This is a genomic window from Polaromonas sp. P3_B4, from assembly GCF_056402835.1.
On record NZ_JBFUGQ010000002.1, the window covers coordinates 105001 to 129401 of the forward strand.

Annotated in this window: 19 protein-coding genes and 2 rRNA genes (1 of these 21 running past the window's edge); 11 read left to right on the top strand and 10 right to left on the bottom strand. The window is 58.6% G+C overall.

What is annotated here, in order from left to right; translation table 11 throughout:
• Nucleotides 1-1889: ribosomal RNA gene (locus tag AC1DVV_RS17375) — 23S ribosomal RNA — on the top strand; it begins 991 nt to the left of the window's first position.
• Nucleotides 1890-2032: 143 nt separating this feature from the next.
• Nucleotides 2033-2145 (top strand): 5S ribosomal RNA (gene rrf, locus AC1DVV_RS17380).
• Between the two features lie 226 nt (nucleotides 2146-2371).
• On the opposite strand, the gene AC1DVV_RS17385 is transcribed toward rrf, so the two are convergent.
• The 3 genes from AC1DVV_RS17385 to AC1DVV_RS17395 all read right to left on the bottom strand — a co-directional run bounded on the left by AC1DVV_RS17385 (nucleotide 2372) and on the right by AC1DVV_RS17395 (nucleotide 5820).
• Nucleotides 2372-3292, bottom strand: coding sequence for an MBL fold metallo-hydrolase (locus tag AC1DVV_RS17385; protein WP_477707221.1), 921 nt, complete (start codon nucleotides 3290-3292; stop codon nucleotides 2372-2374).
• A 26-nt stretch (nucleotides 3293-3318) separates the two neighbouring features.
• Nucleotides 3319-5004 (bottom strand): AMP-binding protein, encoded by a 1686-nt coding sequence (locus AC1DVV_RS17390; RefSeq protein WP_457282797.1) that lies wholly within the window; start codon nucleotides 5002-5004, stop codon nucleotides 3319-3321.
• A 75-nt stretch (nucleotides 5005-5079) separates the two neighbouring features.
• The gene (locus AC1DVV_RS17395) at nucleotides 5080-5820 is read right to left on the bottom strand and encodes a DUF8198 family protein (protein WP_457282798.1); all 741 of its coding nucleotides are present in this window, start codon (nucleotides 5818-5820) and stop codon (nucleotides 5080-5082) included.
• 67 nt (nucleotides 5821-5887) lie between these two features.
• On the opposite strand from AC1DVV_RS17395, the gene AC1DVV_RS17400 reads away from it, so the two are divergent.
• The 5 genes from AC1DVV_RS17400 (at nucleotide 5888) to AC1DVV_RS17420 (ending at nucleotide 10515) form a co-directional block, all read left to right on the top strand.
• Nucleotides 5888-6394, top strand: coding sequence for a hypothetical protein (locus tag AC1DVV_RS17400; protein ID WP_457282799.1), 507 nt, complete (start codon nucleotides 5888-5890; stop codon nucleotides 6392-6394).
• A gap of 16 nt (nucleotides 6395-6410) precedes the next feature.
• Nucleotides 6411-8036 (top strand): GMC family oxidoreductase, encoded by a 1626-nt coding sequence (locus AC1DVV_RS17405; protein ID WP_477702734.1) that lies wholly within the window; start codon nucleotides 6411-6413, stop codon nucleotides 8034-8036.
• Between the two features lie 34 nt (nucleotides 8037-8070).
• On the top strand, nucleotides 8071-8979 hold the full coding sequence (locus tag AC1DVV_RS17410; RefSeq protein WP_457282801.1) for an esterase/lipase family protein: 909 nt from the start codon (nucleotides 8071-8073) through the stop codon (nucleotides 8977-8979).
• Between the two features lie 108 nt (nucleotides 8980-9087).
• Entirely contained in the window at nucleotides 9088-9807 is a 720-nt protein-coding gene (locus tag AC1DVV_RS17415; RefSeq protein WP_457282802.1) for a helix-turn-helix transcriptional regulator, read from the top strand.
• A 45-nt stretch (nucleotides 9808-9852) separates the two neighbouring features.
• Entirely contained in the window at nucleotides 9853-10515 is a 663-nt protein-coding gene (locus AC1DVV_RS17420; RefSeq protein ID WP_457282803.1) for a Crp/Fnr family transcriptional regulator, read from the top strand.
• A gap of 15 nt (nucleotides 10516-10530) precedes the next feature.
• On the opposite strand, the gene AC1DVV_RS17425 is transcribed toward AC1DVV_RS17420, so the two are convergent.
• The 6 genes from AC1DVV_RS17425 to hppD form a co-directional block, all read right to left on the bottom strand.
• The gene (locus tag AC1DVV_RS17425; RefSeq protein WP_477702732.1) at nucleotides 10531-12501 is read right to left on the bottom strand and encodes a S8/S53 family peptidase; all 1971 of its coding nucleotides are present in this window, start codon (nucleotides 12499-12501) and stop codon (nucleotides 10531-10533) included.
• Between the two features lie 7 nt (nucleotides 12502-12508).
• Nucleotides 12509-13639, bottom strand: a complete 1131-nt coding sequence (locus AC1DVV_RS17430) for a phosphatase PAP2 family protein (protein WP_477702731.1) — start codon at nucleotides 13637-13639, stop codon at nucleotides 12509-12511.
• Between the two features lie 24 nt (nucleotides 13640-13663).
• Entirely contained in the window at nucleotides 13664-15433 is a 1770-nt protein-coding gene (locus AC1DVV_RS17435; protein ID WP_457282806.1) for a tetratricopeptide repeat protein, read from the bottom strand.
• A gap of 428 nt (nucleotides 15434-15861) precedes the next feature.
• Nucleotides 15862-16776 carry a phenylalanine 4-monooxygenase gene (gene phhA, locus AC1DVV_RS17440; protein WP_457282807.1) on the bottom strand — a complete coding sequence of 305 codons (915 nt, stop codon included), beginning with the start codon at nucleotides 16774-16776 and terminating at the stop codon, nucleotides 15862-15864.
• Nucleotides 16764-17579 (bottom strand): transporter substrate-binding domain-containing protein, encoded by an 816-nt coding sequence (locus tag AC1DVV_RS17445; protein WP_457282808.1) that lies wholly within the window; start codon nucleotides 17577-17579, stop codon nucleotides 16764-16766. The genes phhA and AC1DVV_RS17445 overlap by 13 nt, the downstream gene beginning before the upstream one ends.
• A 34-nt stretch (nucleotides 17580-17613) precedes the next feature.
• Nucleotides 17614-18765 carry a 4-hydroxyphenylpyruvate dioxygenase gene (hppD, locus tag AC1DVV_RS17450; RefSeq protein WP_457282809.1) on the bottom strand — a complete coding sequence of 384 codons (1152 nt, stop codon included), beginning with the start codon at nucleotides 18763-18765 and terminating at the stop codon, nucleotides 17614-17616.
• A gap of 117 nt (nucleotides 18766-18882) precedes the next feature.
• Between hppD and AC1DVV_RS17455 the strand changes: the two genes are divergently transcribed.
• From AC1DVV_RS17455 to lnt, 4 genes are all read left to right on the top strand, one after another.
• Nucleotides 18883-19356 carry an Lrp/AsnC family transcriptional regulator gene (locus tag AC1DVV_RS17455; RefSeq protein ID WP_477707222.1) on the top strand — a complete coding sequence of 158 codons (474 nt, stop codon included), beginning with the start codon at nucleotides 18883-18885 and terminating at the stop codon, nucleotides 19354-19356.
• Between the two features lie 262 nt (nucleotides 19357-19618).
• Nucleotides 19619-20356 carry a GNAT family N-acetyltransferase gene (locus AC1DVV_RS17460; RefSeq protein WP_457282811.1) on the top strand — a complete coding sequence of 246 codons (738 nt, stop codon included), beginning with the start codon at nucleotides 19619-19621 and terminating at the stop codon, nucleotides 20354-20356.
• A gap of 334 nt (nucleotides 20357-20690) precedes the next feature.
• Nucleotides 20691-21473, top strand: coding sequence for an HlyC/CorC family transporter (locus AC1DVV_RS17465; protein ID WP_254806495.1), 783 nt, complete (start codon nucleotides 20691-20693; stop codon nucleotides 21471-21473).
• A 55-nt stretch (nucleotides 21474-21528) separates the two neighbouring features.
• Entirely contained in the window at nucleotides 21529-23139 is a 1611-nt protein-coding gene (gene lnt, locus AC1DVV_RS17470; protein ID WP_457282812.1) for an apolipoprotein N-acyltransferase, read from the top strand.
• 133 nt (nucleotides 23140-23272) lie between these two features.
• On the opposite strand, the gene AC1DVV_RS17475 is transcribed toward lnt, so the two are convergent.
• Nucleotides 23273-24181, bottom strand: a complete 909-nt coding sequence (locus AC1DVV_RS17475; protein ID WP_457282813.1) for a LysR family transcriptional regulator — start codon at nucleotides 24179-24181, stop codon at nucleotides 23273-23275.
• Between the last annotated feature and the right edge of the window lie 220 nt (nucleotides 24182-24401).

Consider the following 24401-nt stretch of genomic DNA (forward strand, 5'->3'; position numbering starts at 1 on the left):
AAGGTCCCTAAAATTGGCTAAGTGGGAAACGAAGTGGGAAGGCTATAACAGTCAGGATGTTGGCTTAGAAGCAGCCATCATTTAAAGAAAGCGTAATAGCTCACTGATCGAGTCGTCCTGCGCGGAAGATGTAACGGGGCTAAGCCAGTTACCGAAGCTGCGGATTTGCAATTTATTGCAAGTGGTAGGAGAGCGTTCTGTAAGCCTGTGAAGGTGGTGGTGTAAACCCTGCTGGAGGTATCAGAAGTGCGAATGCTGACATGAGTAGCGTTAAAGGGGGTGAAAAGCCCCCTCGCCGTAAGCGCAAGGTTTTCTACGCAACGTTCATCGGCGTAGAGTGAGTCGGCCCCTAAGGCGAGGCAGAGATGCGTAGCTGATGGGAAACAGGTCAATATTCCTGTACCGATGTGTAGTGCGATGTGGGGACGGAGAAGGTTAACTCAGCCAACTGTTGGATATGTTGGTTCAAGCCTGTAGTCGTGCCTGGTAGGTAAATCCGCCGGGCTTAGATGAGGGGTGATAACGAGTCTGCTTGCAGACGAAGTGAGTGATACCCTGCTTCCAGGAAAAGCCACTAAGCTTCAGCTACACACGACCGTACCGCAAACCGACACTGGTGCGCGAGATGAGTATTCTAAGGCGCTTGAGAGAACTCAGGAGAAGGAACTCGGCAAATTGACACCGTAACTTCGGAAGAAGGTGTGCCTTTAGTAGGTGAACCATTTACTTGGGGAGCCCAATGAGGCTGCAAAAAATCGGTGGCTGCAACTGTTTATTAAAAACACAGCACTCTGCTAAGACGAAAGTCGACGTATAGGGTGTGACGCCTGCCCGGTGCTGGAAGATTAAATGATGGGGTGCAAGCTCTTGATTGAAGTCCCAGTAAACGGCGGCCGTAACTATAACGGTCCTAAGGTAGCGAAATTCCTTGTCGGGTAAGTTCCGACCTGCACGAATGGCGTAATGATGGCCACACTGTCTCCTCCTGAGACTCAGCGAAGTTGAAATGTTTGTGATGATGCAATCTCCCCGCGGAAAGACGGAAAGACCCCATGAACCTTTACTGTAGCTTTGTATTGGACTTTGAACAGATCTGTGTAGGATAGGTGGGAGGCTTTGAAGTGTGGTCGCTAGATCGCATGGAGCCAACGTTGAAATACCACCCTGGTGTGTTTGAGGTTCTAACCTAGGTCCATTATCTGGATCGGGGACAGTGCATGGTAGGCAGTTTGACTGGGGCGGTCTCCTCCCAAAGTGTAACGGAGGAGTTCGAAGGTACGCTAGTTACGGTCGGACATCGTGATAATAGTGCAATGGCATAAGCGTGCTTAACTGCGAGACTGACAAGTCGAGCAGATGCGAAAGCAGGACATAGTGATCCGGTGGTTCTGTATGGAAGGGCCATCGCTCAACGGATAAAAGGTACTCTGGGGATAACAGGCTGATACCGCCCAAGAGTTCATATCGACGGCGGTGTTTGGCACCTCGATGTCGGCTCATCTCATCCTGGGGCTGTAGCCGGTCCCAAGGGTATGGCTGTTCGCCATTTAAAGAGGTACGTGAGCTGGGTTTAAAACGTCGTGAGACAGTTTGGTCCCTATCTTCCGTGGGCGCTGCAGATTTGAGGAAGCCTGCTCCTAGTACGAGAGGACCGGAGTGGACGAACCTCTGGTGTATCGGTTGTCACGCCAGTGGCATTGCCGAGTAGCTAAGTTCGGAAGAGATAACCGCTGAAAGCATCTAAGCGGGAAACTCGTTTCAAGATTAGATCTGCCGGGGCCTTGAGCCCCCTAAAGAGTCGTTCAAGACCAGGACGTTGATAGGTCAGGTGTGGAAGCGCAGTAATGCGTTAAGCTAACTGATACTAATTGCTCGTGCGGCTTGACCCTATAACTTTGATTAATTCGAAGTTGTTATGCCAAGTTGACGCATTCAAAAAGCACAGCTCAGCAGCTGTGCGAATCTAAATACAAGCTGATTTACTCTATGAATTCGATGGATTGTTCTTTGGACAATCTGTCAACAAGTTATGCCTGATGACCATAGCAAGTTGGTACCACTCCTTCCCATCCCGAACAGGACAGTGAAACGACTTAGCGCCGATGATAGTGCGGATTCCCGTGTGAAAGTAGGACATCGTCAGGCTCTTACAGCAAGGAATGCCCGGTTGATTTTTGATCAACCGGGCGTTTTCTTTTGTGCGCTTGGTATTGACCAGGCCACAGAGTTTAAAAAGCCCGCATGAATTCATGCGGGCTTTTGTTTTTGTATTTGTGCAAAGTGCTTAAAGCAGGCGTCTAGGTGCTCGCCAAGAGGCCATCGACACAGCAGCGATAAAAATGAATGTCAAAACTCGCTGGCCCGCAGTGATTCAGGCATTCACGATATGCATACCGTCTCTGTTGGCCACGCCGGCAGTCACCAGTTCGTTGCTTAATTGCTCAATCCACGCGCGGGCAGGGATGTCCGCGAAAAATTTGGCTTTGATTTGCATGAAATAAGGCGTTTCCAGGGCCCATTTTGCGAAGTCGTTGAAATTCTGGCGTTGAATTTCGAGCAATTTGAACTTCAGCAGAACCTTGGCAGCATGGTGCGCATGTCTGGGCGGATTGTTGACAAATGAATTCAGCCGCTGACGTGCTAGCGCTAGCACCTCTGGTGTGTATGCAAAGACACGGCCGTGCCCGGGAACGACGGTCTTGGGCTTCAACTGCTCAATTACGTCCAAAGTCGCGGCGACATCCGTGAATGCATTGGCACCTTCCAGCTCGGGAAACACCACACCGAAGCCGTTTTCCCACAAAGCATCGGCTGAAATAAGTACACGACTATTGGGGTGGAAAAAAATCAGCGAATGCGGGTCATGCCCAGGCGCCGCATGAATCTGCCACATCTCGGACCCGAACTGCATGGAACCTCCCGGCTTCATCGCATCAGTGAAGGTGAACCGTGGGCACAGCTGACCGGTCGGAAAATAAGTCAGCGCCACGGGATCCCAGTCGGCTACTTGTTGCGCATGGCCAGGAGGAATAAGGGTATGCAGATCGGGATAACGCGCCTGCAAAGCAGCATTGCCGCCACAGTGATCGCTGTGCAGGTGCGTGTTGACGAGAATATCGAGAGGGCGGGACCCAAGGACGGACTCAATCAACGACCGCGTTTGCGGCGCGTGCGTGCAATAACCACTATCAACCAGCAAGGTTTTTTCACCGTCGGTGAAAAGAATATTGTTTGCAGAGAGCCAGCCGCGCTCAAAAACCTGCATTCCCGGGGGTAAATCAGGCTTGGCCATCAGAAGCTACCGAGCCCTGCAGCGCTTCAGGTCGCCGTTCGCAGTTCACGCCTGAGGATTTTTCCAACGTTGGTTTTGGGCAAGTCATCGCGAAATTCAATATATTTGGGTCGTTTGTATCCGGTAAGGTGCTGTTTGCAATAGGCGCTCACATCGTCTTCGGTCAGTGTAGGGTCATTTTTCACCACAAAAACCTTGATAGCTTCGCCCTGTTTTTCGTCGGCAATGCCAATGGCTGCGCACTCAACAACGCCTGGGCACAGGGAAATGACGTTCTCAAGTTCATTGGGGAACACATTGAATCCCGAAACGATGATCATGTCCTTCTTGCGATCGATGATTTTGGTGTAGCCGCGCTCGTCCATGATGCCAATATCACCGGTGCGCATGAAGCCATCGGAGGTGAACGCCTTTTTGTTCTCTTCAGGCTGCTGGTAATAGCCCGTCATGACTTGCGGACCTTTGATACAGATCTCGCCGGATTCGCCAAGTGCGAGCGATAGACCATCGTCATCCTTGATGGCGATTTCGATGCTGGGCAACGGCAGGCCGATGGTGCCGGTGAACTCCTTGTTCATCACCGGATTGTTGGTGCCGATGGCGCAAGTCTCGCTCATGCCCCAGCCTTCAATCATGGGGCAACCTGTGACCTGCAACCAGTGTTTCGCCGTACCTTCGGACGCGGCCATGCCACCCGCCTGCGAAACACAAAGGGCCGAGAAATCTACCGTCTTGAACTGAGGGTGCTGAAGCAGCGCATTAAAAAGCGTGTTGACGGCCGGCAACATGTGAAACGGACGCTTCTTGAGCACCTCGATGAATTTACCGAAGTCACGCGGATTCGGAATGAGTGTTAGATGAGCTCCCCAACGAATCGAAAGCAGGCATAGCGTCAACGCGAAGATGTGATACAGCGGCAACGCTGCGATATTGTTTGTCTTGCTGACATCGCCTATCCGCTCTAGAGCCGGCGTGAACCATTCTTCGGCCTGCAGAATGGCCGCAACGATATTGCGATGCGTGAGCACGGCGCCTTTTGACAATCCGGTTGTCCCGCCGGTGTATTGCAAAAAGGCGATTGAATCCAGTGTGGTCTGCGCAGGCCTGAGGGGCAGGCGGCTACCTTCTGCGATCGTGCGATTGAAGGCTGTCACGATGCGCCCGTTTGCAAGCGGCAATTTGTAGGCGGGCACCAGCTTGGCCAGGTGGCGGACTGCGAAGGTGATCCATTGGCCATACCAGAAGCCCAGCAAATCACCCATGGACGCCATGACGACGTTCTTCACTGGTGTGCGCTCAATCACTTCGGCCAGTGTCGCAGCGAAGTTCTCCAGAATGACGATGGTAGTGGCCCCGGAGTCGCATAACTGGTGCTCCAGTTCACGGGCGGTGTACAGCGGATTGACGTTGACGCAGGTATAGCCTGCCCGCAGGATGGCCGCCATGGTGACTGCAAACTGCGGAACATTTGGCAGCATAATCGCAACCCGCGCCCCGCTCTCAAGACCCAGGCTTTGCAGCCAGGCGCCTAAAGCCGACGACAGTTCATCGAGCTGTCCGTACGTCATCCAGCGATCCATGCAAACCGAAAAAGGTTTGGCCGCGTTTTTCTTGAACGAGTCTTCCAGCAGATGATTCAACGAGCGGAACTGCTCGGTGTCGATCTCGTGTGAAACGCCTGCGGGATAACTGTTGAGCCAATGCTTGTTCATACACACTCCTTGCGGCCCATTGTGAAAGCCGTGCTGTGGAATCCGTATGGGGCTTGTCCTAATGCCGACGTGACATTACGGCCCCGCGGCCAGCAAATGGCCCAATCTGGTCTCGCAGGTGACAGCTTCGTCAGTGAACAGGGTATGAATCCAGGCCGTCTCGCGGTCCTTGATCAAGCGCAGGAACTCGTCGGCTCCACGCATGTTGGCAAAGGCGTCAAAGCCGGTTTCCAGAAAGTGCTGCAGGGAGTTCAACCCCGCCGCGGCAGCCGGCCCTCTCATCATCTTGAGCAGCGTGCGAAGGCCGAATGTCCGCGTCAGGCGGTTGAGTTCGTCCCCAAGGTGCAGGACAACTTCAAGTTGCCGGGTGCGTGCGGCTACATCCCCGACCCGTCGCCAGCACCGGATGTATCTCCCGCAATCGCTGCTTTCCGGGATGGCTGCAGAGTCCGCCAGCCATTCCCGCGCCATCAGGTCGTCGAGTTTTTCCGTCAACGCGTGCACTTCCGCCAGCGCGGCAGCCGTGCTGACAACAGGTTGCGGGAAGAGTTTGGCGATGGTGCTTGCGATACGCGCAAACTGCTGGTCGCGTTCGGCGTAGTCTTTGTCGCTGTACAGCTCCTGCAGGAAGAAGGTGGCGGCAGTTTTATAGCGCGGGCTGTGCAGCAGGTCCGAGTAAGTGGCCTGAAAACGGCGCGCCTGAAACCGCTTGACCTCCGCGCTCGCCCTGGCCAGCGGTGGGTCTGCCGCGTGCTGCTGCCGAAGCTGCGCAACGGTTTGCAGTGCGTGATGAATTTGTTGTGCGGATGCGTCCATACAAACCCGGAGTTTATCTAGGTACGGCCCCCTATAGAAACCTAAATGCGCATGAGAAACTTCCCGGATGCAAAGAAGAACGCTTCTCAAGCTCGGTGCCGCGTCAGCGGCCGTGCTGGTTGTCGCTGGCGGCGCTGCTGCTTTGCTGCAGCCTGGCCTGACCAGTGGGGTCTTGACTCACTCGGGACGTGAAGTCTTTTCCGCTGTAGGCCGCGCTGTTCTGGATACCACTTTGCCCGCAGACGCCGGCCCGCGCGAGATTGCGCTGCAAGGCTTGCTCAGCCGGGTCGATATCCTGGTGCAATCCCTTCCGCCTCATGCGCAAGGCGAGTTGTCACAACTGCTGGCGTTGCTGGCCAGTGCTGCCGGTCGGCACGCGCTGGCCCGCTTGAGCCGGCCTTGGCCCGAAGCCTCTGTTGCGGAGATCCAGCAGGCGCTTCAGGATATGCGTCTGTCAAGCCTCGCGCTGCGCCAGCAGGCTTATGCCGCCCTACACGACATCACGGCCGGCGCGTATTTTTCCGAACCGTCCAGCTGGGCGATGTTGGGCTATCCCGGCCCCGTCAAAATCTGAAGACACCGAAAGCAGCATGAGTCAATTGAAAGACCCGATCCGCGAAGGCATTGCGCGCGGCTGGAAAGTCATGGGTGGCGCGCTCGGCCCGGTGCCTGAAAAAATCACCTGTGACGTCGCCATCATAGGCAGCGGCGCAGGCGCCGGAGTCACGGCCGAGCTGCTGGCCAAGGCCGGCTTGCAGGTGGTGATCATTGAAGAAGGCCCGCTTAGAAGCAGCTCGGATTTCAACCAGAAAGAGTCAGAGGCCTATCCTTCGCTCTACCAGGAAAGCGCCGCCCGCAAAACAGCAGACAAAGCCATCAACATCCTGCAGGGGCGCTGCGTGGGTGGCTCCACCACGGTGAACTGGACCAGCTCTTTCCGTACACCCGCTTCCACGCTTCAATTCTGGCAGGACAGGTTTGGCCTGGGTGGCTACACCGTGGGAGCGCTTGCACCGTATTTTGCGCAGGCCGAGCAGCGGCTGAACATCACCCCCTGGCTGGTCCCGCCGAACGAGAACAACGACCTGTTGCGCAGAGGCGCCGCCAAACTGGGCATTCCCGCTTCGGCCATCTCCCGCAACGTCAAGGGTTGCTGGAACCTGGGCTCGTGCGGGTTGGGTTGCCCCACCAATGCCAAGCAGTCCATGCTGGTCACCACCATTCCTGCCGCGCTCGAGCGTGGAGCGCAACTGCTCACTGAAACCCGCGCAGAAAGCCTTGAGCTGGCCAATGGCCGGGTCACCGCGCTGATATGCCGGGGTGTAGGGCCAAATGGGGCTTCAGCCCAATCAGAACTTGCGCAATCAGCTATCAAAATAAGAGCAAAACACTATGTGCTGGCTGGCGGTGCCATCAACTCGCCGGCTGTCCTGTTGCGCTCTGGAGCGCCTGATCCGCATAGTGTGCTGGGTGCCCGGACATTCCTGCACCCGGTCGTGATGTCGTCCAGTGTGTTTGACCAGAAGGTGGAGGCCTGGAACGGTGCGCCGCAAACCATTTACTCCGATCATTTCCTGGAAACCCAGGCGATTGACGGGCCGATTGGCTACAAGCTGGAAGCGCCGCCCCTGCACCCGATCATCTTTGCGTCGACCGTCCCTGGCTTCGGCCAGGGTCAGCACGACCTGCTCAAGTCTTTTCCCTACAACCACACGCTGCTGGCCTTGCTCCGTGACGGCTTTCATGACGAGTCGCCAGGCGGCCAGGTGAAGCTGCGCAGCGACAACTCCGCCGTGCTGGACTATCCGCTGACGGACTACGTCATGGAGGGCGGGCGCAGGGCTCTGCTGTCGATGATGGAAATCCAGTTTGCAGCGGGTGCCAAACAGGTTTTGCCGCTGCACGAAATGGCCAGGCCTTATACCTCTTGGGCTGAGGCGCGAACTGCGGTCAGTGCCTTGCCCATGAAGCCGATGCTCACGCGGGTTGTGAGCGCCCATGTCATGGGCGGCTGCAGTCTTGCGGGCGCTGAACGACAGGGCGTTACCCGGCCCGACGGTGTGCACTGGCAACTCGAAAATCTTTCGATTCACGATGGGTCGCTTTTCCCCACCAGCATTGGCGCCAACCCGCAACTGTCCATCTACGGCGCCGTGAATCGCCTGGCGCAAGGCCTCGCCAAAAAACTGTCGGGCAAGGATGTCACACTGGCCTGAGATACTGCGGGTTTGATCTCGCGCCGACCCATTCATGCTGGCTCAACTGCAAAGATTCATCACCCTGACCTTGGTCGCCGCGGCTTTCGGCTGGCTGTTCTGGTTCCGCAGCAGCTCTCCCGCGCTGGCCGTCACCGGCTTCCTGCTGATTGCACTGGGGTACACCGGTTTCCTCGCGCTTGAGTTTTTACTCCTTCGGTACATCAACAAGGCAGATCCGGCGCCCCAGCCCACCTGGACAGAACTTCTGCGCGCATGGCTGGGTGAGACATTGACGGCTCCCCGCGTGTTCTGCTGGCGCCAGCCCTTTCGTTCCAATGCGGTCCCGGACAGGGTCCTGCCGGCCGAGACAGCCCGAGGTCGCCGCGGCGTGGTGTTTGTGCATGGGTTCTTCTGCAATCGTGGCCTGTGGACCCCCTGGCTCAAGCGGGTTCGAGGCAGTGGACGCGCCTTTGTCGCTGTCAATCTCGAACCCCTGTTCGGCTCCATAGACGGCTACGCCCCCCAAATTGACGACGCAGTGGTGCGGGTCACCCAAGCCACAGGCCTTGCCCCCTTGCTGGTATGCCACAGCATGGGTGGGTTGGCCGCCAGGGCCTGGCTCAAGCGTATGAAGGCCGAAGCCCGGGTACATCATGTCGTCACCATCGGCACACCGCACCGCGGAACCTGGCTGGCCCGGTTCGGGCATGGCCACAATGGGCGCCAGATGCGCCTCCTGTCCGACTGGCAGGCCCAGCTGGACCATGAGATGCCCGCCCATCGGCATACGCTGTTTACCTGCTGGTACTCCAACTGCGACAACATCGTGTTTCCGACCTCCACGGCCACCTTGCCTGGCGCCGACAATCGCCTGGTTCGCGGCGCGGCCCATGTGCAGATGGCATTTTTGCCGGGCGTCATGAACGCTACCCTGGCCATGCTGGACAGTGATCCGGCTTGAACCGGCGTAATCGACGCTTGCCGTCAGCCCTTAAGCCTTCCCAGTCCGCAACCGGCGTTATCGATGTGAATTTCTCACAAAAAAGACCCGGCATATTCACTATCTACATTGAGCTGGGCTTTTTATGCTCATCTATTTGTAGGATGGAGCAAGCCCTTGACACTCTATGCAATGCCCAATACCAGCCTGTTGGAGGCTGTCCGACCGCTGCCGCCCCTGCTGGAACCCGAGTCTGATTCCACGCCTGCGCTGCTGGCCCTGCTGGTTGATGAGCTGGCGCACGGGGTGTTCGTTGTCAGCGCCCAAGGGCGGATTTTGCACGCGAATCAAATCGCGCGGCGCGAACTTGAGCGCTCTGTTGTTTTGGGGGTGGACAGGGGAGAGTTGAAGGTCCTCATGCAGGCAGATGCCAAGGCCTTCCAGATTGCCATGGGCAAAGCAGTTGCCGGAAAACGCAGCCTGATCAGGCTGGTGGCCGACGGCGTGGACTTTACCCTGGCTGTGGTGCCACTGCATCGCAATGCGGGCAGTCCCTGTGAGCGCATTGCCCTCTTTTTGTCTCGAGTGGGCGTGAGCGAGTCGGGTGTTTTTGGCTCCTTTGCCCGCAGTCACGGTCTCACGCATACGGAGGAGCAGGTGCTGGTTTTCCTGTGCCGCTGCTTGAGCACGCCGGAAATCGCCCTCCAGATGAAAGTTGCGGTTTCCACTGTGCGCAGCCATGTGCGCAGCCTTTGCGCCAAGACCGCATCCAGCGGCGTTCGTGAACTGGTCAATCGCGTGGCGATCTTGCCGCCTATTGCCCCCCTGCCACTCGGACAAATCCACTGATAGATGCCCCGTACGTCCCGGCGACGTGCTAGATTACGGGTGATCATGAGTTCACCACCACCTTCCGATGAGGGGCTGTATGCCCATTTGATTCCCGAATTGCGCACGCTCGCCCTGCGAGGCGTGGTGCGAACTTACCCCAAAAAAGCCGTTGTCATCAACGAAGGGGAAATCGGCGACAACCTGTTTGTTCTGCTCAAGGGCAGTGTCAAGGTGTTCGCCATGGACGAAAGCGGCCGGGAAATCACCTACGGCAGGATTCATTCGGGCGACTATTTTGGGGAAATGTCGCTGGACGGCGGACCCCGTTCGGCTTCAGTTATTACCCTTGAGCCTTGCACCTGTGCGGTGCTCAGTCGTACCGATGTGAGCGAACACTTGGGTGATGAGCCAGGATTTGCCATCAATCTCGTGGTTCAGGTGATTCGCAGGGCGCGTGCTGCTACAGAAGCGGCGCGCAACATGGCGCTGCTCGATGTGTACGGACGGCTGATTGCCGTGCTTGAAGGACATAGCGATGCGGTGGAGCGCGACCCTACCAATGAGGCTGTCACTCTTGAATCAATCACCCATCAGGAGATTGCCAGCCGCGTCGGCGCCTCCCGCGAAATGGTCAGCCGCCTTTTAAAGGACCTGGAAAAAGGCGGTTACATCGAAATGGGCACCAAACGCATCACGCTGCTCAAAAAGCTGCCGAGCCGTTGGTGAGTCCTTGCCGAGAGCCTAGAGTTCGTTAAAAATCCTGCGAGCCTCTTGCGGCGACGCATCGCTCGTACCCTGCAAGCGCACCACGGCACTGCTACGCGTCCCTGCGGCACTGACACCCACCATGGCCGGGTTTTCGTCGCTGGAGGCGGCTGCATCCGGGATTTTGACGACGCCGGGTCGCTGCGGCCGCGCAGCATCGGGGTCTGGTTTTTGCGGGGAATAGTGCGCCCACTTCGACCCCGTGATACGTGTGCCGCCGACCGACACAGTTTTACTGCCCGTGGCAATGCTGTTGAAGCTGCCGCTGCGCCGGATCAGGCTTGGATTGTTGGGGTGATCGACAAAGGATCCGGGGTTGCCGCTGGTGTCGTACCACTCGTCCTCAAAGTACGATTGGCGCGCTCCGGTATGGGTGCCGATGACCACATCGTCTCGCTCCACGTAGGCATCCACCGTGACCGATTTTGTGGCGGTGTTCGTCAGCTTGATTTGCCATACTCCGCTGGGCGCGGTGACGTCTTTCTTCTCGAAGCTGAAGGTGGGTGACACCGCCAGCAGGGCGCAGGTGCCACGCCGGCCAGTGGCCACCGTCTTTGGGTAAATCAGCGCGCAAAGGGGCTGCTTGTCGCTGTTGGCCCACATTCGGGACTGGCCAAACTTCAATGCCGGCAAGGCAGCTTGCCCTGGCGGCGTAATTTCAATCTCCAGGCCTTCGCGGTTCTCTTCAATCCAGAGCTCCACAAAGCTTTGCGTTGTATCGTCGGGCAGTGCGCACCAATGCAGCGTGGCGGACTTGTTTTTCGCCAGCGTTGTATTGGCATGCATGCGCAGTTGGTAGCTATTGCCAGCAGCCAGAACAATCTGCAGGCGGCCATGAAGGAGGGTGATCAGCTGGTCCATGGCTGCCTCAAGCAGCGACGTGCCGTCATGCGGCCCGGCCAGCGTGCCAAAACTCACGTTCACCGTCACCTTGGCCGTGGGGGTGCAGCGAGAGAGGATGTACATAAACCCGTCCAGCACATGCACATTCATTGAGCCGCCCGAGGTGTCTTGCACGGTGTCGTAGTCGAGTTGCACTGCAACCAGCGGCGCGCGGCTGGCATCGTCGTTGGCCAGCGCCCAGCTAGGCGGCGCGTCATACGCAGGCGGCAAGTTGGCCACCTGGGCCAGCAGCTTGCGCGGCCCCACTGCCAGATCCATGACATGTGAGCCGTGACTGATTGACGTGTCCAGCGCGTGAAAAAAGCGCTCGGTCTTGGGCTGTTTCTGGCCCAGGGTAGAAAGCCCCAGTGCGACATACACCGCGCTTTCATCCACCAAGCCGTCATAGACATTGGCCTGCATGGCTGCATTGATGTCGGCGGCGGTTAGTTCGTGCCCATAGCCCAACCCGGTGGGTGTGCGGCCTTTGCCCCGTGCGTCTTGCCGCCAGAAGTAGCGGGTACGGGCCTTGCCCTGATGGAGAAAATTCGCCTGAGCCAATGCCAGGCTATCGTCAATCAGTCCGAACACCTTGCCCGAAAGCAGGCGCTCAGCACTGGCTTCAGCTTGGTACGCCGCGCCGCGCGAATGTGGAGGTGGATTGGTGTGCGAGCTCCCCGCCGAATCGTCAGCGTATTCAGCTGCAGGCAGCCCCAGCTCAAGCCTTAGGACCAGCGGGTGAAGGCTGCCACCCGGCTGAATTGCCTTGAAAAACGCAGGCCTGACCCGCGCGGTGCAAAACCTCAGGCCAGCCGGCGCGACCGTGCCGACATACACAGGTGGCACATGGAGCCACTTGGGGGAGGCAGCGGCAATAAGCTGGGACACCGTGGTACCCCGCGTCAGCTCAATAGCAATGGGCAACCACTTGGGCTGTGTATCGCCATAGCCGGCAAAGCTATCGGTTTCGGCCCAAACCAGGTAAGGGTCAAAACCATTGGTGGCATTGGGCAACGCCCAGTCAATGCCGGTAAATTCGCCCTTGGGCAATTTGCTCCAGTTCATGGCCGACCTATTTGAGAGGCAGCCATTCGGCTGCAGCTTTGGCCCACATAAAAGCAAGTATTGGTGATTTTTGTATCGCTTGCCTGGTGGTCTTGTATCGATAGTAGCCACTGAGGTTGTCTGTCATGGAGACGCGCATGTCAAAGTCGACGGGCTCGCCCTTTTTCCCCTGGAATTTCCGTCCATCGAAGCCCCATACAGCCGAACTTTTGGCGCCTTGGCAACGTGCGATAAAAAATTCTGCGAGAGCAGTTCCGAGCAAACGGCCAGCGGCGCTGTCTACGGGATAGTGAACGCCTGCCACTGTTCGGTTGACCGCTATACGGGCTGCGAGCCGTTCCAATTGTTCTTTGTATTTGTGGCCTGACGGCAGTAGCGTGAGTAACACCGTGATAATTAGGAAGGCTTCAGTCGCATGCCCGCTTGGCCAACTTGCGTGCCCAGGCGTAGGAATCATGGGTTGTATTTGTGGCGAAAGCTCAATAGGGCGTGGACAAGCGAAAGCATGCTTGAGGCGCATTTCTACGTCAATTGCCAAGGCAAGCATTAGCGTCACGAGCTCCATCGTCCATTTGTGCCGGTGATCGGTTAGTCCTACGACTGAGCCCCAGAAGGGAGTTAAGCTGGACATTTGCGCCAGAATTTCCACCCCTCTGTCCTCCCGCAGTTGGGCGTAATTTTCAACCAATTGAAGTTGTTGCCGGAAGACTGCCACGTCGGGCCTGACGAAGGTGGCAAGCTTCATGTTGGATAGCGGCTTTTTCGTCAGGTCTACAAATTCGACGGCGATTTCTTTTGCAGACTGATTGACCTGAAAGTGCAAACCCGACAACAGTTCCAAGCCGCAAACCTGCAATCTGGGCATCACATCCCACTGGACGAGGCGCTCTGGTTTGTCCAGCGGCACTGGAAGGTCAATCGGGAATACGGCACCCTTGAATGGGCCGACCAGTGCTGCCCGACTCCTGATGAGGGCGTCCGAAAGCAGGGGGTTGGAGCCCGTGCCACCCGTACCACCGGTCCCGCCCGTACCTCCGGTCCCGCCAGTACCACCTGTGCCGCCTGTGCCGCCTGTGCCTCCGGTTCCGCCAGTACCACCTGTGCCGCCGGTACCGCCAAGCAAACTAAAAATACTCATAAAAAACTCCCTGAAGTAGTGTTGTCAATATGGCAGGCCAGCTTTTTGAAGGGCTGCGGACCAAGTTTTCCCTATCTCATACTGACTGCTTGGGCTGCGTGCTAAATAGCTGCGCACTGTTAAAGCTGGTTCTAATCTCAGCAGCTCGGCCACGGTCTTTTCTGCTTGGTCAAGCTGCCCTAAGTTCACTTGGGCAACTGCCAAGGTTCGCAGGCTGGACGTATGCGTGCGGTTGGCTCGAAGCGATAGAGTGATTAGCTCTAGAGCCTTGGCGTACTGACCCGCTGAATTGGCGGCGGTGGCCGCCAGGGAGAAGTAAAAATACCGAAGTGGATCAAGCGGTGAAAGCTTTAGGGCTCTTTCGGTCCCCACTACGGCCATATCTCCTTCTCCTTTAAACGCGTGCATCGTCCCTTTGAGCAGCCACGCTAGCGAATCATTAGGATTGATGCCAAGCGCCTGTTCGTAGCGTTGGGAGCCTGCGTCTAGCTGTCGTAGAAGGTTCGTGTATATGAATCCTTCTACGGTGAGGGCGAAAGCACAATCCGGCTCACTATCCATTGCCTGCTTGGTGCAATCCAACGCGAGTTGAGCCTCTTTGGCAGAGTCTGTGGACCACCCCTGTTGCACGCGAAGTACATGCCACTTGGCTAACCACGCGTGCGGCATTGGATGCCGACGGCTACGGTCAATCAGATGCTCCAGCATCTGCCGGGCTCGCTCGAAATCTGAGGGGGAGTTTCTGTGCATGAGTGCGACAGCACCGAGTAACAGCGTATATCCTTCAAGATTGGGTAAAGATTGCCTTCGTGCCTTCTCAAGTTGTTGCGACATGACTGACGAGCTAATGGCAGAAACCAGTCGTGCGATCAGTTCATCGTCTGCCGCAAATAAGCCGTGTACTTGACCCTTCAGACTGTCCGCCCAGAGAATGTGGCCTGTCTTTGCTTCGATCAATTCAACGAACAACGCCAGCTGTGTTCCGGCGCTGCGGCACGTGCCAGACAAGATATACGTAGCGCCCAAGTGGGTCCGTATGTCTTCCATTGCCTCCGGACGTTCCCGGAACACAGTGGTCGAAAGACGCGAGATCACATGAAGTTCGGAGGTGCGGGACAAAGCGGCAATCACTTCGTCGGCCAAGGCCTCGCCAAGAAGTTCATGTCCCGGTTCGCTGCTGCGCATCGCGAAGGGGATTACCGCGATAGTTGGTCGCAAGTTCAACTGGACTGCGGTACCAGATGATATTACCGGTGCATTGCCTGGCGGCCCGATCCGGTACGCCCTGATCGGCTCTTTGACGTGTTTGAGGTGGCATTCGCCCAAGTCTTCAACATCTGCGTCCAGCACGGACGAGACTTGATCACGCAGATCGGACGTCACGACTATCTCACCCGGCCCCGCCAACGTACAGACGCGTGCTGTCAAATTCACGTCTGTGCCGTAAATGTCATGCTGGTCGGTCACAAAGCTCGCCAAATGGCCGCCCATGCGCAGATGCATCTGTTGCTCTGGGCGGAAGGCCGCATTGGCCCCTTGGCAGAAGTGCTGAATAGCGAAGGCTGCTTTGACAGACCCTTGGGCGCCGGCAAATTCCAGCATTAAACCGTCCCCCAGGCTTTTGACGATGCGCCCGCCATGCAGCGGCAGAATCTGCTGCTCAATCTGCTGTACCAGTTCTTGCCACCGCCGCACAAAACCATCTTGATCCTGCTCCATGATTCTGACGGACTCCACCACATCCATAACCAGCAGCACCTTCGTGCTTCGGTTCATGTGTGCTGGTAATTCCATCAGGGAGTGCATCGTAAGCGGTGTAACAATTTTTTACCTCCTCATTTTGTAGGAGGAAGTGCGTGTAATAAACACCTGATGTGCTACGGGCACCTCTGTTGCCTCGCAGTGTTGTATCAGTGTTGAATTGTCGCTCATTCAGAGGAGTGAGCATCAATCAATAGTTCACATAAACCTCGCGTTGTGCGATTAAGGGCCGGCAGGACGGATGCCGCAAGGCGGCGCGGCATTGTTGGTCCTTCGCGTGCGAAAACGCCTCGCAGCGACACGACAGGATGCAAGCTGCCGCTGCGCGCTCATGCCGGTCAGGTCTGATTTTCTCGGTAGCCGCACATCATGGAAACCACCAGTGATCATTTTTGATCAGGTGATCAGGGATTGTGTCAGGCGGCTTACTCAGAGAGAGGTGCGGATAGTACCGTGCCAGCTCAAGCAGGGCTAAGGGCCTTTTGCTGTGCTGCATGTTGCGCCAGCGTCTTGTAAAACGGCGTGAAATCCGGCTCCGTCAGCCGTAGCAGCGCATCAAAACTGTCGATCACAAAATACTGCTGCTGGAAGCTGTCGATCTTGTAGGTCGACGACATACAGCGCAGCAGGTCGGCATTGTCCCGCAGTGAAATGCGCCTGGGCTCTGCAGATTCCACGCTCCAGGCCAGTTCGCCGGGGCTGCTCAAAATGCCGGCGCCGTATGCGCGGACTTCATCGTTGCCTTCTTTGTCGCGCATCAGGCCAAACTCGATGGTGTACCAGTACAGGCGCGACAGCATCTCGACCGCGCCGGGAATCGGCTGCGCGCCATGCTCCAGCGTATGTGCTTTCAACGCGCCCTTGCCGTAGGCCTGGATGTGGTCGGCGTAGCTCGGGTCGAACAGCAGCGGCACGTGGCCGAACAAATCATGAAAGATGTCAGGCTCGACGATGTAGTCGAACTCCGCCGGCGTGCGTATCCAGTCCGTCACCGGAAACTTGCGATTGGCCAGCAGCGTGAAAAACGGCACCTCGGGGATCAGCCCCGGCACGCCCACCAGCTGCCAGCCGGTGGCCTTGAAGAGCCGCTCGTTCACGTCTTCAAAACGCGGGATGGCATCACTTGCGCCCAGGCTGGGCAGGGCCTTGATAAAGGCGCTGCAGGCCCGGCCAGGCAGCAATGCCGACTGCCGCGCGTAAAGGCGCCGGTAAGTCTCGTGATCTTCTGCGGTGTAGGCCGCGTAGTTTTGCGGGCAGGTGTAGTCCGCATTGACCTGGCCGCCACGTGCGTAGTCGCCCCGCGGCGGGCGGTCAGACTGGCCGTAGACCGCCGGGGGTGGCGTGTTGCTGTCCGTGTTGCTCTCTACTTCAGCCATTGGCTCTCCACGCGCTGGTAGTCACCGCTGGCTTTGGCCAGGTGCAGCCACTGGTCCACGTAGGCCTTGAACGTCACGTCACCGCGTGGCAGCAGGTAAGCCATTTCGCCGTACTGCAGCGGCTTGTCGGGGTTGATCGCGCACAGGCCCGGCTTCAGCCTCTGCTGGGTGATCGCCTCGGCCGATTCGGTGACGAAGACATCGGCGCGGTTGGCCAGGATTTCGTCAAAGATCGTCAAGTTCTCGGGGTTGAGCCGCATCTGCGCCTGCTTGAAGTTGGCGCGGGCAAAACGCTCATTGCTGCCGCCCGGATTGAAGATCACCCGCGTGGTGGGCTTGTCGATGTCGGCCACGCTTTGGTACCTGGCCACGTCGGCGCAGCGCGCAATTGGCGTCTTGCCGTTGACCATGTAGGGCGTGCTGAAGAAGGCGCGCTTTTGCCGCTCGGTAGTCACCGAGATGCCGCCAACAGCCATGTCGCATTTGCCGCCTACCATGTCGGGCATCAAATTGGACCAGCTGGTCTTGACCCACTCGGGCTTGACGCCCAGGCTGGCCGTGAGCGAAGCCATCAGGTCCACGTCGATACCTTCAAACGTGCCGTCGGGCTTCTGGAAGCTGAAGGGTTTGTAGTCGCCCGGCGTGCAGATGCGCAGCACGCCGGCTTTTTGCACGCTGTCCAGGCTGGAGGCCGGAACCACGCTGACCGCCGTCTGGGCAGATGCCCCCGTCACCGCAAACAATGCGGCGGTGGCGACACCCAATGCGGCCAGGCGATGGGGCAGTTGCGGGCAAAGTGACATGGCAATCTCCGTGAGGTTGGGGGATGGAAAAACTTTATTGTGCGCTTGCCTTGGCGCCCGACAAAACCCCGCGGCGCATCTGGTCCAGCTCGATGCTTTCAAACAGCGCCTTGAAATTGCCTTCGCCGAAACCGTCGTCGCCCTTGCGCTGGATGAACTCGAAGAAGATCGGGCCGAGCTGGTTTTCGCTGAAGATCTGCAGCAGCAGCGCGCCTTTCTTGCCGTCCACCAGGATCTTGCGCTTCTTCAAATCCGCCACGTTTTCACCGTGGCCGGGAATGCGCTTGTCGACCAGTTCGTAGTAGGTGTCGATGGTGTCCAGCAGCTTCACGCCGCTGGTGCGCAGCGCATCCACGGTTGCGAACAGGTCGTTGCTGCCCATGGCGATGTGCTGGATGCCTTCGCCCTGATAGCGGTCCAGGTACTCCTGGATCTGGCCGGCCTTTTCGTTGCCCTCTTCGTTGATCGGGATGCGGATCTTGCCGCAGGGACTGGTCATGGCCTTGCTCTTCACGCCGGTGACCTGGCCTTCGATGTCGAAGTAGCGGATTTCGCGGAAATTGAAGAGCCGCTCGTAAAAGCCGGCCCATTCGTCCATGCGGCCGCGGTGCACGTTGTGCGTCAGGTGGTCGATATACGTCAGGCCGTGGCCGGCGGGGTTCAGCGCGTCACCCTGCACGCCGGGCAAGGCTTCAAAGTCCACGTCGTAAAAGCCGATGTTGCCGATGTCGCCGGGTTGCGCGCCGTTCTTGCCGCGCCATTTGTCGATGAAGTAGATGATCGAATCGCCAATACCCTTGATGGCCGGAATGTTCAGCTCACCAGGCGCCGATGTGTGGGCATACCCCCAAGCGCCCAGTGAGATTGCGCGTTCATAGGCGGCCTTGGCGTCCTGCACGCGAAAAGCGATGGCGCAGACGCTGGGGCCGTGCTGGCGCGCAAAGCGCTGGGCAAACGAGTCGGGCTCAGCATTCAGGATGAAGTTGATGCCGCCCTGGCGGTACAGCGTGACATTCTTGTGGCGGTGTTTGGCAATCGGCGTGAAGCCCATGCGCTCGAACAATGCCCCCATGGCGACAGGGTCGGGTGCCGCATATTCAATGAACTCAAAACCGTCGGTGCCCATGGGGTTGTCCCAAGCCGCGCCCTGTTCAAAGTTCAGGGCGGTGTCGTCGCGTGCATTCATGCGTGTCTCCAGATAGGTGTGCGTATAAAGTAACTTTAGCGGCGCTGGCGGTCAGTTTTACTGCGAAATGGGGCGTTTGCATTGCTATTGGCGCAGTAAAGCTGCAAAATAATCCGAATGGAAGTACTTGACAAGCTTGATCGGCAAATTTTGCGCAGCCTGCAGGCCGATGGTCGCGCTACCTTCGACCTGCTCGCCGAGCAGGTGGGGCTTTCACCCAGTGCGGTTTTGCGGCGCGTGAAGCGGCTTGAAGAAAGCGGCGTGATCGACCGCTATGTGGCGCTCGTCAAACCTGAAGCTGTCGGGCTGGGGCTCACGGCTTACATCAACGTACGGCTGGAAAAGCACACCGAAAGCCACAAACGCAACCCCATGGACCTGTTCCGGGCCAGCGTGCAGACCTGGCCTGAAGTGGCCGAGTGCGCAGCGCTGACTGGTGAGATGGACTACCTGCTGCGCGTGCTGGTGCAGGACATGGCGCATTACAGCCGCTTCATCATGGACACCCTGCTCAAACATCCCAGCGTGCAGGATTGCAAAACGAGTTTTGTGCTGGACCGGGTCAAGGCGACGACGGCCGTTCCTTTGTGAGCTGAACCGGGGCGAAGCCGGGGAACCGGCATTTCCATGTGCGTGACTTGCCCGGATGCGCGTATAAAGTGTTGTTGTATCGCAACAATCCACGCGCCGGAGCGACTGGAAGTGTCAGTTTGCTATATTTTTAATAGCTGCCTGCGCCCGTATTTATTGGGAAAAATCCACATAAAGGTGTTTTTTTGAAGCGGCCCTCTATTGACGCTGGTTCAGAAGCCCCTAGACTGTTGATTCTAGGGAAAACCCTTATATTGAGATCATGGTTACACCCAGCACCCTTTTAAGAGCATCCTATAACGCAGGCAAGGAATTCTTCCGGCCTCCCGTGGAAGAGCGCGCCTCCGCGGCACCTCCAGCGCGTCACGTCCAGCCCGTCATGGTTCCCATCCGCTCGATCGGCCCCAGCCACGGGGAACGCATCGCCACCCATTTGCTGGCACTGAGCCCCCACGACCGTTACCTGCGCTTTGGCTATTCGGCCAACGATGAGCAGATTCACCGCTATGTAGACGGGCTCAACTTCGAGCGCGACGAGATTTTCGGCATCTACAACCGCAAGCTGGAACTGATCGCCATGGCCCACCTGGCGCATACCACCGACCCCAACCTCAAGAGCTGCGCCGAGTTCGGCGTGTCTGTATTGGCCCAGGCGCGTGGCCGCGGCTACGGCTCGCGCCTGTTTGACCGCGCGGTCATGCACGCCCGCAACAACGGTGTCGACATGATGTTCATCCACGCGCTGAGCGAAAACACCGCCATGCTCAACATCGCACGCAAGGCCGGCGCCACGATCGAACGCGACGGCTCTGAAAGCGAGGCCTACCTGAAGCTGCCGCCGGCCGACCTGGACTCGCGCATGACCGAAATGGTCGAAGAACAGATCGCCCAGACCGACTACCGCCTCAAGGTTCAGGCCAAGCAGTTCTGGGACCTGCTGGCGATGGTCCAGGAAGTGCGGCAGGGCGTGCGGGATGGTCGGGACCGCATGCCGATGTGATGGCTTCGGTTTGGGGGGGGGCTCGTGAGGCCGGTGCAACAACCGGCTTCTTGCTATTAATTCGATAGCTGCTTGCGCTCATTCCCATTGGTTGTGCGCCAAAAATCATCCACGCCGCCGCCGCGTGGCCCTGAATGGACACAAACCCAAACAAGAAATACAAAAAGCCAACCGCTTCGGCACGCGACGGCAAATTACGCCTGCGCACCGTCAAGGATTTCAGCTATCCTTAGCCCCTTCACAACTACCGACCGCCCATCACGTGTCCGACGTTCCCCCCAGTCGGTCTTCCAGGCCAGAAGACAAACGCGGCTTTTTGCAGAAGCTCGCTGAAATGCTCCACCCAGGCCCCGACTCGAAGGACGAGTTGATCGAGACCCTGGTGGAAGCCCAGGACAATGACGTCATCGGAGCCCAGAGCCGCGAGATGCTCGAGGGGGTCATCCGCATGGCCGACATGACGGCGGGCGATGTCATGGTGGCAGCCCCGCGCATGGACGTGATCAACATCGACGCGCCGTTCGACGAACTGCTGCACCTGGTGATCGACACCGCCCACTCGCGCTTTCCCGTCTACGAAGGCGAAAAGGAAAACATCCTCGGCATCCTGATGGCCAAGGATCTGCTCAAGCTGCAGCGCGCGCCCGAACTCAACATCAAGGCCCTGCTCCGGCCCGCCGTCTTTGTGCCGGAAAGCAAGGGGCTGAACGACCTGCTGCGTGAATTCCGCGGCAACCGCAACCACCTGGCCATCGTCATTGACGAATTCGGCCGTGTGGCAGGTCTCATCACCATTGAAGACGTGCTCGAGCAGATCGTCGGCGAGATCGAGGACGAATTCGACATCGCCGAAGACGAGGGCGACATCTTCGGCCTCAGCGACCACACCTACCGCGTCAGCGGCGACACCTCCATCGAGCGTGTCAACGAAGCTTTTGGTGTGACGCTGCCCGAAACCGACTTCGATACGATCGGGGGGCTGGTGGCGCATGAGATGGGCCATGTTCCCAAGCGCGGCGAGCATTACGCGCTGGCAGGCCTGCAGTTCACCGTACTGCACACCAAAGGTGGGGCCGTGCGCTGGTTCAAGGTGTCGCCGGTCAGCGCCGGCGTCTGACAACGAATTCAAGAAAAAGGGCGGGCTGACTATGGGACGGGATTCGATTCAAAGCATGATGTCCCATCTCCCGACCTTGCCTGCGCTGCTTGAGCACGCACGCAACCCGCCGCCGCGCAAAGGCATTTCCCCGTTCCAGGTTGCTATTATTTTGATAGCTGGTTGCACCCATGCAGCAAGCATGGCCTGGCCTTTTGATTTTGGTTTTGCACAGGGCCAGCCGCTGTGGTGGCTGCAACTGCTGGCGCTTTTCCTGTTTGCCGCGCAACTTGACAGCTGCCGCTCCTGGAAACGTGCCGCGTGGATGGGCGGCCTTTTCGGCACGGCGATGTTGTGCAGCACCTTCTGGTGGCTGTTCATTTCCATGCACTACTACGGCGGGCTGGCCGCGTCACTGACCGTGCTGGCCATTGTGCTGCTTGCCGCCTTCCTGTCGCTTTACTACGCAGCGGCCAGCGCATTTTTCGTGAAGCTGGCGCCCAGACGCAGGCTGCCACGCGCCGCAGTGTTTGCAGCTCTCTGGCTGCTGGCGGAGCTGGCCCGGGTCGAGTTCTTTACCGGCTTTCCCTGGGGCGAGGGCGGCTATGCCCACGTCGACGGCTGGGCCAGGCCACTGGCCGCGTGGGTGGGCGTGCATGGGCTGACTTTCCTGGCCGCGCTGGTTGCAGCATGGCTGGCCATGACCCTGCGCTCATCCCATGTGCAATGGCTCAACGTGACCGGCATCCTGGTTGTCTGCATAGTGGCGGGTTACCTGCCGGTGCAAAGCGCCTGGCCCGGCGATGCCCCGGTCCAGCCCGCCGAGGCGCTGGGCGTTACGCTGCTGCAGGGGAACATTCCCCAGAACGAAAAATTCCAGCCCGGCACAGGCGTGGCCACAGCGCTGCGCTGGTACGGCCAGCAGCTGCGCGATGCGAAAGCGCCGCTGGTGGTGGCGCCTGAAACCGCCATCCCCGTGCTGCCCCAGCAATTGCCGGAAGGCTATTGGCAAGCGCTGCAGGCAAGGTTTGCCGCCGGCAACCAGGCGGCATTGATCGGCCTGCCGATTGGCAGCTCCCAGGCCGGGTACGCCAACTCTGTGCTGGGCTTCAAGCCCGGGCAAGCAGAGCCATACCGTTTCGACAAGCATCACCTGGTGCCGTTCGGCGAGTTCATACCGACGGGTTTCAGGTGGTTTATCGACATGATGCACATCCCGCTGGGCGACTTCAACCGGGGTGCGGTCGGGCAGGCTTCCTTCGAATGGAAAGGCCAGCGGCTGGCGCCCAACATCTGCTACGAAGACCTTTTTGGCGAAGAGCTGGGCGCACGCTTCATCGATCCTGCGCTCGCCCCGACGATTTTTGTCAATGTCAGCAACATCGCCTGGTTCGGCAACACCGTGGCGATTGACCAGCACCTGCAAATTTCGCGCATGCGCGCGCTGGAATTCAGCCGACCGATGATTCGTGCCACCAACACCGGCGCCACAGTCATCATCGACCACCAGGGCAAAGTCACGCATTCGCTGGAACGCCACACGCGCGGCGTGCTGAACGGCGACGTCCAGGGCCGCAACGGCATCACACCGTATGCCCAGTGGGTGTCCCGCTACGGCCTCTGGCCGCTGTGGGGCTTCGGGCTGGGCGTGGCCGGCCTGGCGCTCGCGTTCCGACGCCGTCGGTAGGACAGGGCACACCCCTATCGGGGCTCACTGCGTGTAGCCCCTTTTCCCCTTGCAGGGGACGGTGCCAGCGGCCCGGCAAAGCCGGTTCCGCGGCTCCTGCTGGCTTGGAGGAGCCGCGGTGAGTCGGCTGTGTTCAGTGCGTTGCAGCCATCACGCCGTGCAGTAGCTCCGGCAGCATTTCTAACATCCGAATCGCATCCTGACCCGGCGGTGTGCTGCTCGCAAAATACATCTGGAGCGGCGCCTGGGCAAAATCATGCAGCGGCACCGCTGTCAATGATTGCGGGTCGAGGTTGCTGGCCGTCAGGAAGTCCACCACCGTCCAGCCCATGCCGCGCTTGACCAGCTCCAGCGCCAGCCGCGAGGTGTGCACCTGCAACCCTTCAGGGGCGGTCAGGCCCAGGTGGCGCGCCAGGTCGTCGATCGACTGGCACATCGGATCCTCACCCACCAGGCGGATCAGCGGCATGCTGGCCAGGAAAGACATCGGGTTCTGGCGCCTTGCCTTCACGGCCCGCTGCCAGATGTCGCGCGTGACGGCCAGGTAGAGCGGGCCGCTCACCAGCGTCGAGCTGGTCAGCAACGGGTGCGGGTGTTCATAAAAACCAAGGGCAAAGTCCACGCTGCGCGTCAGCAGTGCCTGCACCATCTGGTCCTGGTGCAGCGTGCGCACCTCGACGCGAACGCGCGGGTAGCGCGCCATGTGCCTTTCCAGCACCAGCGGCAAAAACTCATGGCTGACGGACGGAATGGCCGCAAGCCGCACCTGGCCGCCGGCCGACTGCCGCAGGTTGACGGCAATGCGCTTGAGCCCGTCCAGCTTCTGGTGGATTTGCGAAGACTCTTCAAACAGCACGCGCGCTTCGGGCGTGGGGGCCAGCGTGCCCTTGCCGCGGGTAAAAAGCTTGTAGCCCAGTTGCAATTCCGTGTGTGCAATCGTCTTGCTGACGGCCGAGGGCGTGATGCAGATCAGCCGCGCCGCGGCGCTCATGTTGCCGGTCTGCATCACCGCCTGGAAGACTTCAAGTTGCCTGAGGTTCATGTCGCTGCGGGTATGTCGCTGCCGGGTCGACGGAGATGCATGGGGCCATGCTGCTGAGGGGTGTGAGTTTTAGTCATACCCCTCGTTACATTATGCATCGCTGGGGGCTGCCAGCGTCGCTACGATGAGCCACCTTTGGCCGCAAGGCTGGGGAAATCGCCGCACAGGCTGGTGAAACCGCTTGTTTTGCTCGCTGTGCGCAAAAAATCAGACAAATTCC

Coding starts and splice junctions, on each gene's coding strand:
- AC1DVV_RS17385 (WP_477707221.1), bottom strand. CDS start 3,292: ATGGCCAAGCCTGATTTACCCCCGGGAATGCAGGTTTTTGAGCGCGGC.
- AC1DVV_RS17390 (WP_457282797.1), bottom strand. CDS start 5,004: ATGAACAAGCATTGGCTCAACAGTTATCCCGCAGGCGTTTCACACGAG.
- AC1DVV_RS17395 (WP_457282798.1), bottom strand. CDS start 5,820: ATGGACGCATCCGCACAACAAATTCATCACGCACTGCAAACCGTTGCG.
- AC1DVV_RS17400 (WP_457282799.1), top strand. CDS start 5,888: ATGCAAAGAAGAACGCTTCTCAAGCTCGGTGCCGCGTCAGCGGCCGTG.
- AC1DVV_RS17405 (WP_477702734.1), top strand. CDS start 6,411: ATGAGTCAATTGAAAGACCCGATCCGCGAAGGCATTGCGCGCGGCTGG.
- AC1DVV_RS17410 (WP_457282801.1), top strand. CDS start 8,071: ATGCTGGCTCAACTGCAAAGATTCATCACCCTGACCTTGGTCGCCGCG.
- AC1DVV_RS17420 (WP_457282803.1), top strand. CDS start 9,853: ATGAGTTCACCACCACCTTCCGATGAGGGGCTGTATGCCCATTTGATT.
- AC1DVV_RS17425 (WP_477702732.1), bottom strand. CDS start 12,501: ATGAACTGGAGCAAATTGCCCAAGGGCGAATTTACCGGCATTGACTGG.
- AC1DVV_RS17430 (WP_477702731.1), bottom strand. CDS start 13,639: ATGAGTATTTTTAGTTTGCTTGGCGGTACCGGCGGCACAGGTGGTACT.
- AC1DVV_RS17435 (WP_457282806.1), bottom strand. CDS start 15,433: ATGGAATTACCAGCACACATGAACCGAAGCACGAAGGTGCTGCTGGTT.
- phhA (WP_457282807.1), bottom strand. CDS start 16,776: ATGGCTGAAGTAGAGAGCAACACGGACAGCAACACGCCACCCCCGGCG.
- AC1DVV_RS17445 (WP_457282808.1), bottom strand. CDS start 17,579: ATGTCACTTTGCCCGCAACTGCCCCATCGCCTGGCCGCATTGGGTGTC.
- hppD (WP_457282809.1), bottom strand. CDS start 18,765: ATGAATGCACGCGACGACACCGCCCTGAACTTTGAACAGGGCGCGGCT.
- AC1DVV_RS17455 (WP_477707222.1), top strand. CDS start 18,883: ATGGAAGTACTTGACAAGCTTGATCGGCAAATTTTGCGCAGCCTGCAG.
- AC1DVV_RS17460 (WP_457282811.1), top strand. CDS start 19,619: ATGGTTACACCCAGCACCCTTTTAAGAGCATCCTATAACGCAGGCAAG.
- AC1DVV_RS17465 (WP_254806495.1), top strand. CDS start 20,691: ATGCTCCACCCAGGCCCCGACTCGAAGGACGAGTTGATCGAGACCCTG.
- lnt (WP_457282812.1), top strand. CDS start 21,529: ATGATGTCCCATCTCCCGACCTTGCCTGCGCTGCTTGAGCACGCACGC.
- AC1DVV_RS17475 (WP_457282813.1), bottom strand. CDS start 24,181: ATGAACCTCAGGCAACTTGAAGTCTTCCAGGCGGTGATGCAGACCGGC.